This window comes from Undibacterium sp. Ji50W (assembly GCF_049340445.1).
In the GTDB taxonomy this organism is placed as follows: Bacteria; Pseudomonadota; Gammaproteobacteria; order Burkholderiales; family Burkholderiaceae_D; genus Undibacterium.
The window spans coordinates 138,414-151,399 of record NZ_JBMPOX010000001.1 but is presented as its reverse complement, the minus strand read 5'-3'; the positions used below and the strand labels follow the sequence as shown (position 1 = coordinate 151,399).

The window sequence follows — 12,986 nt, the reverse complement described above, 5'->3', positions numbered from 1 at the left end:
TCAAGATGCACTATTAGTGGAGTGTTGTAACAGTCCACTAATCTCAAGTTCAACGATGAAAGGCACAGGATATGTACTCCAGAATCTTGTTACCCACCGATGGTTCCGAACTGTCACACGCCTGTGTCACTGCCGGACTGGAATTTGCGCTGCAATTGAAAGCGGAAGTCATCGCTGTGTTTGTTGCCAGCAATTATCAATATCCACTGTATGTCGATATCGTGCCCCCCAACGGTCCGACTGAAGATGAATACAAGGCAGCCATGCGGGCCATGGCTGAAAGCTATCTGCAACCGGTCAGGGAAGCCGCTGCGGCTGCCGGGCTCGCCTATCAGGAAGTCATACAGTTCAACGACTCTACCGCCAGGGAAATTGTTCATACCGCACAAGAGTATGGTTGCGACCTGATCTTCATGGGTTCGCATGGCAGGAGCGGCCTGGGCCAGTTCCTGCTGGGCAGTGTCACCACCAAAGTATTGTCCCTGTGCCTGATTCCGGTACTGGTGCATCGTATCAAGCATCACTGATTCGCGCTGATTCAGCATCACGGATTGATCATCACTGCGCACGCGCCAGCGGGCGCTTGCAGTACAATAGCGTTTCACCTTGCCGTGGCACAACACCGGGCAAGTTTCACCATGACTAACGCCTTGTACACAAACGATGACCCGCATTCTGATTGCCGACGACCATACCATCATGCGCGAGGGCTTGAAGCGCATACTGGAAGGGATAGAAGATATACAGGTCATCGGCGAAGCCATTGATGGATTTGATACCCTGGAAAAAGTCCGCAGCCTGGAATTTGATGTCTTGCTGATGGATTTGTCCATGCCAGGCCGCAGCGGTGTGGACCTGATACGCCAGATCAAGGACGAATACCCGAAACTGCCGATACTGATACTGACCATGCATGAAGAAGAACAGTATGCAGTAAGGGCCATACGCGCCGGTGCACGTGGTTACCTGACCAAGGAAAGCGCAGGCACGCAACTGGTTACCGCCCTGCGCAAGGTCGCGTCAGGCCGTCCCTATATCAGTATAGAAGTGGCGGAACAACTGGCCATGAACGCCATGCCTGCCGATGACAGCCTGCCACACACCAGCCTGTCTGACCGTGAATTTGAAGTGTTCAGCCACCTGGTCAAGGGCAAGTCGATTACTGAAATTGCTGACCTCCTGCATTTGAGTGTCAAAACCGTCAGCACCCACAAGACCAGAATCATGCAAAAAATGAACATGAATAATCTGTCTGATCTGGTGCAATATGCAGTAGCACATCACCTTCTGCAACCGCAAGCCTGAATATCCTCGCGCAGCCCGGGCTGCGCCTTCCCCCGCCATACCATACCCTCTTCCATCCTGCCCTTCCCCTCTCCCTGATTCCGGACTAGGAATATTCCTACATGTCAGGCTGTAAATCTGACACTCCGAATCAGCATTGGCTGATTTAAATCAAGCTTCATGTTCACGATAATAGAGGCTAAGCAAACACAGCAACACAAACACAGTAGCACCAACCACTTAACTCCACATCATGAACCTGTACATCGTAGAAGATTCGGCCCTGATTCAACAACGCCTGATCCAATTCATAGAAGAAGTGCCAGGCATGCATGTGGTCGGGGTAGCCGGCGATATCAGTCACGCCATGCAGGGCATTCTGGATGAACATGCGGATGCCATGATTCTCGATATCCAACTGACCGATGGCAATGGCTTGCAGCTACTCAAGAACATCAAGCAAAGCAATCCAGAAATTAAAGTTGTGGTGCTGACCAATCATGCAACCGAAGACAACCGTGTACATGCAATGCGTGCCGGTGCCGATGGCTTTCTCGATAAATCTACCGATTTTGGCCTGCTTCAAGAGTACCTGCTGCGCTGGCAGCAACCGAATTCAAATCATCAAATCAATTAATGTCGTTTACCTTAAGGGGATTACCATGACTACAGTAGCATTCACAAGCGGCAAAGCCAGCCTGTCATCGACAGCTGCCAAAAGAGCATTCCCATCGGTTGCCGGTGAAGCAGGCTGGCGCTGCCATGGCAACCTGTGGTCGAACCTGCAGGAAGTCTGTGAGCTCTTGCGCATCCCCGCACCAGCCGCATCTGCCGATGAAGAACAATTGTTCCAGCATGTACGCTTCAAGGCTGGCCAAAGAGTGCATACCATAGGCCAGGATTTTGAAACACTGTACATCGTCAATTCCGGCTTCCTGAAAACTGTACTGATCGATGAATATGGCAATGAACAGGTGTTGAGTTTCCCCATGAAAGGTGATTTGCTCGGCATCGACGGCATCCATAACCTGCATCATGCGTCCGAAGCAGTGGCACTGTCTGACTGCGACATCATCTTGCTACCTTACAAAACTTTTTCTGCCCTGGGCCGTTGCTATGCCGAACTGGAACAAGCCATGTTCAGCGTCATGAGCCGCGAACTGGTGCGTGAACAATTGATGATAGGAATGCTCAGCGCCCTCAGTGCTGAAGCCAAGGTGGCGCGTTTCCTGACCAATCTGGGTGAACGCTTCAGCCTGCTCGGCTATTCCGGCAAATCATTCAACCTGCGCATGACCAGGCATGAAATCGGCAGCTATCTGGGTCTGACACTGGAAACCGTCAGCCGCACCCTGTCTGCCTTCAATGAACTGGGCCTGATCAGTGTAGACCAGCGCCAGATCGCGCTGCTGGACATCCATGCACTGAAAACCCTGCGCCGCCTGCCGCCCGCCAAAACACGCATCAAAGAAAAAGTCAGCGAAAAGGTATCCGCCCTGGTTGGCAAGAATTTATTGCCGCAATGGACCAAAGAGGTTGCCGTTGCCTTAAATTAGTATAAGCTGGAATTGTACATATGCTACGTTTGCTGGCAGACATCTTGTCGGCGGCCATGATGATGGCTTGATGTTTTTCCACGATAATTCAATCAAGGAGTACAGACATGACATATAAAACCATACTGGTTCATGTAGACGAGTCAGAACGATCCAATTTTCGCGTACGACTGGCGGCAGAAATCGCCAAAGGGGATGCTGCCCACCTGATAGGCACTGCTGTCACCGGGGTATCCCGTTTCATCTATCAGGATGGCAATATCAGCGCGAATGATCCGAATCTGACCATACACCTCAAATACCTGCGGGAACGGGCAGAAAAAGCCGTTGCCAACTTCAACCGGCAAGCAGAATCGGTGGGTCTGGATTCTTATGAAAGCTTGATCGCCAATGATGAAGCTGGCGGCGGCATAGGCTTGCAGGCACGCTACAGCGATCTGGTGATCATCGGCCAGACCAATCGTGATGAACCCTCTCCCTCTGTCCTGCCCGATTTTCCTGAATACCTGATCATGAATGCAGGCAGGCCAGTACTGATTATTCCCTATGTCGGTGATTTCACTTCGGTAGCCAAACGTCCGCTGATCGCCTGGGATGCCAGTCGGGAAGCGACGCGCGCCATCACCGATGCAATCCCCCTTTTGAAGCGTGCCGAGCTGGTTCAGGTTGCCATCTTCAATTCCAAATCGGTACCTGATGCGCATGGTGAACAGCCGGGCAGCGATATTGCCCTGTACCTGGCAAGACATGGTATCAAGGTGGAAGTGTCTGTCCACAAAACCAATACTGATATCGGCAATGCCCTGCTGTCGCTGGCGCATGATGTCGATAGTGACATGCTGGTCATGGGTGGTTATGGCCATTCACGCTTCCGTGAAATGATCATGGGTGGCGTCACCAGAACCATACTTGAAAGCATGACCGTTCCCGTACTGATGTCGCACTAAGAACCTGCTTACGATCTTAGCGCATACAAACAGGTGGCAGCACAGCCTGCCACCATGTAAACGATAGAACCGAACTTAGCTGAACTAAACTGAGCTAAGCTGATCTGCACTGGAATGCAGCTTTCGTCACTGGTATCAAACACCTCAGACAATTAAATCAGCTCATTTGAGAATCGGGTATGCATTCCGCTTTAAAATAGTGGAATCCATTGTTACCGGTCACGCACAGCGAATCACTCTTCCATGGCAACTGATTACACCAGGTTTTTCCGCGCGCGCTGGATGGCCGCGCTGCTCTTGCTCATATCCCTGTTATTGTGGGCTGCACATGGCAAGCTGGGCCATCTCAGGGTGGCAGCGCCATTACCCGTGCATACCTTGCTGGAAACCGTCACGGTCGTGATATTTACGTCTGTCTTTATCGTGTGCTGGAATGCATTTGGCGGTGCCCGCAAAAAAAGCAGTGTCATCCTGGCAGTGGCCTTTCTCTGTACCGCTATACTGGGCTGCATGCATGCGCTGTCCTTTCAGGGTATGCCCGGTTTCCCGGATGCCAGCGATATGCACAAATCCCTGCTGTTCTGGATACTGTCGCGCTCATTCATCGCTACCACCCTGCTGGGCCTGGCATTATCGCCAGAAGATTCGGATGTCAGCCCGCTACAGGCCTACCTGGTACTGATCGCCGGTTTGCTGGCCACCGCAGGCTGGACTTACACCGTGTTTGCCTTTTCCGATCTGCTGCCGCTGACCTATATTGAATCGGTGGGCCAGACTTCATTCAAGATTGCCTGTGAGGCGGGACTGATAGGCATCAACCTGATCACCGCCTACCTGTTGAATCGCGATGTCAAACAGGAACAGGATGCCGAAAAAAACATTCAGCGTCTGCAGATAGATCGTGCATCGATGTTTCTGGCAGCGATGCTATTGGCGATTTCAGAAGTGTACTTTGCCTTGTACACAGACAGCAGCGACCTGTTTGTCGTGATTGGTCACGTGTTTCAACTTTTTGCGGCGACCGCAATTTATCGTGGCATGGTCGCGGTGAATATCCATACGCCCTACACCAACCTGGCAGAAACTAGCCAGAACCTGGCGCGTTCGGCAGAAGAACTGCACTTGCAACGCGAACGCCTGAGCCGCATGATCGATACCGCCATCGACGGTATCATCACCATTGACGACACCCAGACCATCATCCTCGCCAACCCGTCTGCAGCCACGCTGTTCGGCTATGAAGTCAGTGATTTGCTGGGTATCTCACTCAATACCGTGTTACCGGAACGGCATCGCAAGGTGCATGGTGAGCATGTCAGGAAATTTGGCGAAACCGGCGCCACCCGGCGCCGGATGGGCGGTGGCTTTGACGATTTTTACGTCACTGGCGTGAAAGCCAATGGCGAAGAATTCCCGATAGAAGCATCCATCTCCAGCCAGGTTGAGGTCGGCAGGCGCTATTACACCGTGATCTTTCGTGATATCAGTGAACGCAAGGTCGCCAAGGAAAAAATGGCCTTGTACCATGATGAGTTGACCCAGCTTTCTGCCACCCTGCAAAGCATACGCGAAGAAGAACGCAAGCATATCGCCCGCGAATTACATGATGACCTGGGCCAGTTGCTGGCCGCATTGCGCATGGACTTATCGCTACTGCAAAGAGATAGCATGCTCACCGGCAAATCACAGAAAACCGTCAGCAGCATGGATCAGTTGATACTGACCGCCATCACCACCCTGCGCCGTATCGCGACCGACCTGCGCCCGCGCGCGCTGGATGAAGGCGGCCTGTATTTTGCGCTACAGACTTTGCAGAAAGATTTCTCCAGCCGCCACGGCATCCATTGCGAACTGGTGGCGAATGAAGAACAACTGGCACTGGATGACGCCCGCAGCACAGCCATTTTCCGCATCATCCAGGAATCGTTGACGAACGTGGTCAGACATGCCGACGCCACAGAAGTAGACATCCGATTTGAAAGAAATGCACATCTGATGCGTTTCACCATTTGCGATAATGGCAAGGGAATGGATGCTGACGACACACGCAAGGCACGCTCATTCGGTCTGGTCGGGATGCGTGAAAGAGTCAAGGCCATGCAGGGTGAATTCAAGGTTGAGAGCCAGCCTGGTGAAGGCACTTGCCTGGAAATTCAATTGCCATTGGTGGATTCCAACATCTGACGATTTGTAACGCTTCTCCCTGTCTGTACAAATCAGGTTTCCGCTATAATCCCATGCATCGCGCTTGGTCTTCAGGAAAATGTCATGTCAGTTTCAGCACTCAATAGCGGCCTGTCCGGGCTGAAGGCGTATGCCAGTGCACTAGACAGTTCTGGCCATAATGTCGCCAATGCCAGCACCGCCGGCTTTGTGCCGCAGCAAGTCAGCTTTCAGGAACAACCAGCAGGTGGTGTCATCACCACGATCAGCAAAGAAGGGGCCAGCCTGTCGTCACAAGAATCGCAAGATAGTAGCGGCACTGAACTCGCATCAGAAATCGTGCAATCCATCCAATTCAAGGCAGGTTTTGATCTTTCTGCCAAGATAATCAAAACCGCAGATCAGATGCTTGGTACCCTGATCGATATCCAGGCTTAAGCACCCAGAACCGTTTCAGGATTCATGCTGCCGGCACCACACATAAAAAGGCTGGCATGTTTTTCATATCAAAATACCACAAGCCCAGCAAGCCTACAGCAATCAGAAAACATGCCCCTGCCAATCTGATTGCGCGCATGGTGGCAGTCTTGCTGGCGCGTTGAAACACCGCCTGCGTGAACAGCAGATGGGGCAAGGCACTCAGGCCAAACAGGAGCATCAGGGCAGCCCCCGACCAGGCATCACCCGACAGCAAGGAAAACGGTGCCACTGCATACAGTAAGCCACAGGGCAGACAAGCCCATCCCATGCCCATTAAAAACGGATAATCTGCGGCCTTGTTTAAAGGTGCAGTCAGCCGGCTCAGCATACGCTGCCACGCCCCCATCCATTGCTGCATGAACTGCAGGTGCGGCATGAGGCCCAGCAGGCGTACGCCAAGAATAATCAATGCCAGATTACCTATCGTAAACATCAACTGCTGGACAGGTATAAATGGCTTGAATACCAGACCTGCTGCACCGATACCACCGAGTACAGCACCAGCCAATCCATACGTGAAAATGCGACCGCCATGCAACCAAACCTGATACAGCAAGTTATTCGTCGCAGCCACAGATTTGACATCGGCATTCGCCAGCATGGTAATCGGAATGACCTTATTGCCGACACCGTTGCCGACATCATTACCAACGCCCTTGCCACGCTTTTGCCCGGCCTGGGTCAATAGCATGGATATGCCGCCGCACATGCCTGCGCAATGTATGCCGCCCAGTGCTCCGGCAGTCAATGCAGCAATCACCAGGGGCAAGGTCAGCATGTCAGATCAGTTTTGAATAGTTGGCCGTGGTCTGGCGTGTCAGGTAATGGTCGAATGCCATGCCAATGGCACGCACGAACAAGCGCCCCCTGGCTTCGACAGTGATGGCAGCGGCACTGAGAGTAATCATTTTTTCCTGCGCATAATCAGCCAGTTGCGTCAGTTCATCCGCAAAATAATCAGGGAATGAAATACCGTATTGCTGTTCCAGCGCACCAAAATCAACGGTACTGCTGCACATCAGGCTCATGATGATTTGACGACGCAGCACATCATCCATGCGCAGATCAATCCCCTTTTCCACCGGCAATTCGCCACGGTCAAGACAGGCATAATATTCATCAAGCGTACGCATGTTTTGCACATAGGATGCGCCGATCTTGCCTATGGATGACAAGCCCAGCCCGATCAGGTCACAATCAGCACGGGTGGTATAGCCCTGGAAATTCCTGTGCAGGCTGCCATCATCCATCGCCCTGGCCAGGCTATCATCCGGCTTGGCAAAATGATCAAGTCCGATGTACACATAGCCTTCTGCCTGCAAGCGGCGCAGGGACATCAAGAAAATTTGCAGACGCTGCTCGGCGGATGGTAAATCTGCTTCAGCGATACGGCGCTGCGGCTTGAAACGGGTAGGTAAATGCGCATAGTTATAGAGTGCTATGCGGTCTGGCGACAAGGCAATGACCTGATCCAGTGTCTCAGAAAAACTGCCCAGATTTTGTTTCGGCAAGCCATAAATCAAATCAAAATTGATCGACTGAAAACCGGCAGCCCTGCTGGCCTGCACGGTGTTATCCACCAGCTCAAATGTCTGCAGGCGGTGTATCGCTTTTTGCACATCAGGATTAAAATCCTGCACTCCCAGGCTGGTGCGATTAAAACCCAGGTCAGCAAGCAATTGCAGGGTCGCAGCATCGACTGTACGCGGATCGATTTCTATGGAAATCTCGGCATCGTCAGAAAAATCAAAATGCGCCCGCAGCATCTGCATCAGGTGACGCAATTCTTCGTGACTGAGAAAGGTTGGTGTGCCACCACCAAGGTGTAACTGACTCAGCACTTCGCGGTCATGCAGGTGTGCCGTCACCAGCTTCAATTCTTTTTCCAGATATTCCAGGTATTTTGCCGAGCGTCCGTGATCCTTGGTGATTACCTTGTTACAAGCACAGTAATAGCAAAGCGAAGCACAAAACGGGATATGAATGTACAGTGACAGTGGCGGCTTGCTGGCAAGACGGCTGCGCTCCTTCAGATACCGGATATAGGATTCTGCATTAAAGCCGGTATTGAATCTGTCTGCGGTCGGGTAAGATGTATAACGTGGGCCTAGCTTGTCGAAACGACGTATCAGTTCTTCTGGTATTTCCGGCAAAGAAAACCTGGCTGGTTCGTTCATTTTCATGATTATCTCGATTAATGTGCTTTCTGCACAAGTAAAGCGGTCAAACCACTAGACAGAATTCCGAGCAGCCAGAAGGCAAAAAAACCGACTGTATACACACCTGACGCGTGCATTTGCAAACGATGGTCCAGTACGATCAGTTCCATCGGATCTACCAGACTGAAAAATAAACCAGTCGCAGCACAAGCCATCAAAAAAGCTGGCCACAACACTATCATCAACATCGGTCGCAGCAGCGGTTTGTTGTGGCTATTATTGTGTTGTTCCAATTCTGTCCCCTTCTAGTGATTATTCAGCTTAAGGTCAATAAAGCTTTAGAACCTGTTTGCGATCTGTAGCGAGCGAGCGTCAGCGGGGTAAGGGTAACAAAAGCGCAGCGCAAAAAGCGGAATGTACTTTAGTACATGAGCATTTTGAGCAGCGCATGAGCCCCGATCACGTTCGCGCAGTAAGATCGCAAACAGGTTCTTAGGGAAACAGCTTTATTTTGACGCATATAACTGCACCGGCTTTTGTTCTGGGTCAAACCAGTCACCTGTCATGCGCCAGTCGCTGGTTTCCAGTTTAAGATGAAACAATTTTACCGAGCCTGCCGTAAAATTGCTCAGTGTTTTCATATCCCCTTCATACAGACCGGGGCTGATCTGCTGCAAAGGCAGGCGTCGTATCACTTCGCTGACGGTATTGCCGCCAGTTGCCGCGTTGGCCAGACTCAGCTGTATGGTATCGGGCAAACGCCCCTTGCCACTCAGTTGCAACTGCATTTTCCCTGTCAAAAAATCCGCCTTGATTGTGGCTTGCAGTTGCAATTCCCTGGCTTTGGCATCGCGCTGTATGTCCTTGTTGATCATCAAACCCTGTTTATAATAATCTTCGGCGACGACCTTATCAGCGCCGTGCATGGCGATATATCCTGTAATCAGACTGGCGCAGACCACGATGGCAGGTCCGCCGGCCACCAGCAACAGCCATGGTTCTTTGTACCAGACGTCATGTGTTTTTTTGGGAGGCAATAAAGCAGCGTCCATGAATTTCTCCTATCGTGGAACTATAAATACAGCTTTTTCGGTGACATTGATTTCTGGCGCATCCAGGTCTTTGATGATGAAGCGTATGCGGTTGGAGCCGGTTTCCAATACCCCGGCAGGAACCCGCACCCGGACAGGAAAAGCCTTGGTCGTCGCAGCCCCCATGTCGATATCAGCATTATTCAGGATGACTGCACCGGCAGCGCCTTTCACTTCTATGCTGTAGCGACGTGGTGATTCCTGGGTATTCATCACTTGCAGGCGGTAGACATTTTCTATCGCGCCTGTTTCTGTGATTTTCGGCATGCCGCGATCACGCAGCACATCCACTTTCAGGGGCATATGCAATGCCAGCGAAATGGCAGCCAGCAAGATGATCAGACCCAGTATGCCGCCATAAATCAGGGTACGCATGCGGAATACGCGTTTCCACATGGCCTTGTCATCCAGCTTGCGGGTCAGCGCATGTTCAGTGGTGTAACGTATAAGACCACGCTCATATCCCATTTTATCCATGACCTGGTCACAGCCATCAATACACGCTCCGCAGGCAATACATTCGTATTGCAATCCGTCGCGGATATCAATCCCGGTTGGGCAGACTTGCACACAAATGCCGCAATCAACGCAGTCACCAAGACCTGCTGCCTTGTAATCGACTTTTTTGTTCCTGGACCCACGTGGATCACCACGGGCAGTGTCGTAGGTAACAATCAGGGTGTCCTTGTCAAACATGGCGCTCTGGAAACGTGCGTAAGGACACATGTATTTGCAGACCTGTTCACGCATCCAGCCGGCATTGCCATAAGTGGCAAAACCATAAAACAGGAACCAGAAAGTTTCCCATGGACCCAGCGTGAAATTGCCAACACCCATCGCCAGTTCACGAATCGGCGTGAAATAACCGACAAAGGTGAAGCCTGTCCATAGTGCCAACGTAATCCACAGAAAATGCTTGAGGAATTTCAGTGAAAATTTGCGCGCCGACAAGGGGGAGGCATCCAGCTTGATCCTGGCATTGCGCTCACCTTCAATCTTCGCCTCTATCCACAGAAAAATTTCGGTATAGACCGTTTGCGGACAGGCATACCCGCAAAACAATCGCCCGGCCACGGCAGTAAACAAGAACAGGCTCAGTGCAGAAATCACCAGCAAGATAGCCAGGTAAATAAAATCTTGTGGCCACAACACCAGGCCAAAAATATAAAATTTGCGGGCTACCAGATCGAACAGCACAGCCTGCCTGTCATTCCAGCTCAGCCAGGCCGTACCATAAAATAGTATCTGGGTAAAAAATACCAACACCCAGCGCCAGGAAGAAAACCAACCTTTCTGTGCACGTGGATAAATTTTCCGACGTTCTTCAAATAAAGCCAGCTCAGCTTCTTCTATGGGTACCGGGATGATGGGTATGTGCTTCATTGTGATTCTATTTTTTATCCAATTTCCTGCTTGCTCATTGCGCGCCTCATTGCGTGCCTTACCTGGCTGACGATGCAGCCTCAGATCCAGCTACGGCATTTGACGCGGCAACTGGTGCAGAAGTAGTGGCTATCTGCTGGATAGCTCCAGCATCTGCACCACTGACCGTAGCCGTCGCACCGTTATTCGACAAACCCCATACATAGGCAGCCAGCAGATGTATCTTGCCATCGCTCAACAAGGTTTTATGTGCAGGCATCTGGTTGTTACGGCCTTTATTGATGGTTTCCATCACCGTATCGATACCGCCGCCGTACAGCCAGATCTTGTCGGTCAGATTAGGCGCACCCAAAGCCTGGTTACCCTTGCCGTTGCTACCATGGCAGGCTGCACAGGCAGCAAACTTGGATTTGCCGATTGCAGCCTTGATCGGGTCATGCGCAGATTCTGACAGGCTCAACACATAGTTAGCCACATTACGCACGTCATCGTCAGTACCCAAGACAGCACCCATAGGTGGCATCTGGCCATGACGACCTTCACGTATAGTAGTCAGGATAGTCTGTGGATCGCCACCATACAACCAGTCTGTATCAGTCAGGTTAGGATAGCCCTTGCCCCCCTGTGCGTCAGAACCATGGCATTGTGCACAGGTGTTGAGGAACAGGCGCTGACCAATTTCCCTGGCTTGCGGATCTTTGGCAACCTCTTTGATATCCATGGCCAGGTATTTGTTGAAGATGGGACCATATTGCGCCTCGCCATCCTTCATTTCCTTTTCATAGGCACCGGCCTGACTCCAGCCAAATGTACCCTGCCATTTACCTAAGCCGGGATACACCACCAGATAGCCTGCACTGTAAATAACCGTCAGGTAGAACAACCACATCCACCATTTTGGCAGTGGATTATTTTGCTCCATCAAGTCGCTATCCCAGACATGGCCGGTGGTTTCTGCCGGCAAGGGCTTGCCATCGCTACCGACTTTGACCTTGACCTTGGATTGCGACCACAACAGCAACACGCAGGCCAGCATGGACAAAGCAGTGATTATGGCGATCCCTATACTCCACCATTCGTTAAAAAAGTCTGCCATGGCTAATTTCCATCCTCATTATCAATTGGCAAGCGTGCCAGTTTCTCGAATTTTTCCTTGTTACCGGCGCTGAAGGCCCAGTAAATAATCCCCAGGAAAACGATGAGACTGATGACCGTCACTACGCTACTCAGTATTGTGAAATTCATGTTATTTCTCCCTGAAAGGCTGAACCGCCAAGGGCTCAGCATCCCTGTATCAATTCTTGTTCTTGATGGCCGTACCCAGTACTTGCAGATAGGCAATCAGCGCATCCAGTTCGGTCTTGTTGGTCAATTCAGCAGGGCCGGCCTTGATCTGCTCTTCGGTGTAAGGAACACCGAGGGTTTTCATGGCCTGCAGTTTGGGTGTGATGGCAGCCGGATCAAGCTGAGTCTTGCCCAGCCAGGGATAGGCGGGCATATTCGATTCCACCACCACCGAACGTGGATCGGTTAAATGATCCCTGTGCCAGTTGTCGCTATAGTGACCACCTACGCGTGCCAGATCAGGACCGGTACGCTTGCTGCCCCATTGGAAGGGATGGTCATAGACCGACTCACCCGCAACGGAATAGTGACCATAGCGTTCGGTTTCAGCACGGAACGGACGTATCATTTGCGAATGGCAGCCATAGCAGCCTTCACGCAAATAAATATCCCGCCCCGCCAGTTGCAGCGGCGTGTAAGGCTGCATGCCCTGCACTGGCTGGGTGGTGGATTTCTGAAAGAACAGCGGAACGATTTCCACCAGGCCACCAAAACTGATGGTCAGGATCACCAGCACCAGCATCAGGCCCACGTTTCGCTCAATCAGATCATGAGTAAAATTACGCATCAAATTTCTCC

At 51.5% G+C, this 12,986-nt stretch carries 15 protein-coding genes; 7 read left to right on the top strand and 8 right to left on the bottom strand.

Going from position 1 to position 12,986, the window contains the following annotated elements; genetic code table 11:
- The first annotated feature begins 71 nt into the window (after nt 1-71).
- From ACO0K9_RS00755 to ACO0K9_RS00725, 7 genes are all read left to right on the top strand, one after another.
- Nucleotides 72-527, top strand: a complete 456-nt coding sequence (locus tag ACO0K9_RS00755) for a universal stress protein (RefSeq protein WP_422980778.1) — start codon at nt 72-74, stop codon at nt 525-527.
- A 136-nt stretch (nt 528-663) separates the two neighbouring features.
- Nucleotides 664-1,305, top strand: coding sequence for a response regulator (locus tag ACO0K9_RS00750; protein ID WP_422980776.1), 642 nt, complete (start codon nt 664-666; stop codon nt 1,303-1,305).
- 232 nt (nt 1,306-1,537) lie between these two features.
- Nucleotides 1,538-1,921 carry a response regulator gene (locus ACO0K9_RS00745; RefSeq protein ID WP_422980774.1) on the top strand — a complete coding sequence of 128 codons (384 nt, stop codon included), beginning with the start codon at nt 1,538-1,540 and terminating at the stop codon, nt 1,919-1,921.
- 25 nt (nt 1,922-1,946) lie between these two features.
- Nucleotides 1,947-2,840, top strand: coding sequence for a helix-turn-helix domain-containing protein (locus ACO0K9_RS00740; protein ID WP_422980772.1), 894 nt, complete (start codon nt 1,947-1,949; stop codon nt 2,838-2,840).
- Between the two features lie 107 nt (nt 2,841-2,947).
- Nucleotides 2,948-3,787, top strand: coding sequence for a universal stress protein (locus ACO0K9_RS00735; protein WP_422980770.1), 840 nt, complete (start codon nt 2,948-2,950; stop codon nt 3,785-3,787).
- 243 nt (nt 3,788-4,030) lie between these two features.
- On the top strand, nt 4,031-5,971 hold the full coding sequence (locus tag ACO0K9_RS00730) for an MASE3 domain-containing protein (RefSeq protein WP_422980768.1): 1,941 nt from the start codon (nt 4,031-4,033) through the stop codon (nt 5,969-5,971).
- A gap of 84 nt (nt 5,972-6,055) precedes the next feature.
- Nucleotides 6,056-6,388 (top strand): flagellar basal body rod C-terminal domain-containing protein, encoded by a 333-nt coding sequence (locus ACO0K9_RS00725; protein ID WP_422980766.1) that lies wholly within the window; start codon nt 6,056-6,058, stop codon nt 6,386-6,388.
- Between the two features lie 22 nt (nt 6,389-6,410).
- Here the strand turns inward: ACO0K9_RS00725 and ACO0K9_RS00720 are convergent, their stop codons facing one another.
- The 8 genes from ACO0K9_RS00720 to ccoO all read right to left on the bottom strand — a co-directional run bounded on the left by ACO0K9_RS00720 (nt 6,411) and on the right by ccoO (nt 12,975).
- Nucleotides 6,411-7,208: a sulfite exporter TauE/SafE family protein gene (locus ACO0K9_RS00720; RefSeq protein WP_422980764.1), complete on the bottom strand. Its 798-nt coding sequence runs from the start codon at nt 7,206-7,208 to the stop codon at nt 6,411-6,413.
- Between the two features lies 1 nt (nt 7,209).
- Nucleotides 7,210-8,613: an oxygen-independent coproporphyrinogen III oxidase gene (gene hemN / locus ACO0K9_RS00715; RefSeq protein WP_422980762.1), complete on the bottom strand. Its 1,404-nt coding sequence runs from the start codon at nt 8,611-8,613 to the stop codon at nt 7,210-7,212.
- An 11-nt stretch (nt 8,614-8,624) separates the two neighbouring features.
- A complete protein-coding gene (locus ACO0K9_RS00710) occupies nt 8,625-8,882 on the bottom strand; it encodes a hypothetical protein (RefSeq protein WP_422980760.1) in 258 nt (85 codons plus the stop codon).
- 213 nt (nt 8,883-9,095) lie between these two features.
- Complete coding sequence (locus ACO0K9_RS00705) at nt 9,096-9,641, bottom strand: FixH family protein (protein ID WP_422980758.1); 546 nt, start codon at nt 9,639-9,641, stop codon at nt 9,096-9,098.
- 9 nt (nt 9,642-9,650) lie between these two features.
- Complete coding sequence (ccoG, locus tag ACO0K9_RS00700; RefSeq protein WP_422980756.1) at nt 9,651-11,063, bottom strand: cytochrome c oxidase accessory protein CcoG; 1,413 nt, start codon at nt 11,061-11,063, stop codon at nt 9,651-9,653.
- Nucleotides 11,064-11,121: 58 nt separating this feature from the next.
- Entirely contained in the window at nt 11,122-12,159 is a 1,038-nt protein-coding gene (gene ccoP, locus ACO0K9_RS00695; protein WP_422980754.1) for a cytochrome-c oxidase, cbb3-type subunit III, read from the bottom strand.
- A 2-nt stretch (nt 12,160-12,161) separates the two neighbouring features.
- Nucleotides 12,162-12,308, bottom strand: coding sequence for a cbb3-type cytochrome oxidase subunit 3 (locus tag ACO0K9_RS00690; protein ID WP_422980752.1), 147 nt, complete (start codon nt 12,306-12,308; stop codon nt 12,162-12,164).
- Between the two features lie 49 nt (nt 12,309-12,357).
- Nucleotides 12,358-12,975, bottom strand: coding sequence for a cytochrome-c oxidase, cbb3-type subunit II (ccoO, locus tag ACO0K9_RS00685; RefSeq protein ID WP_422980750.1), 618 nt, complete (start codon nt 12,973-12,975; stop codon nt 12,358-12,360).
- Between the last annotated feature and the right edge of the window lie 11 nt (nt 12,976-12,986).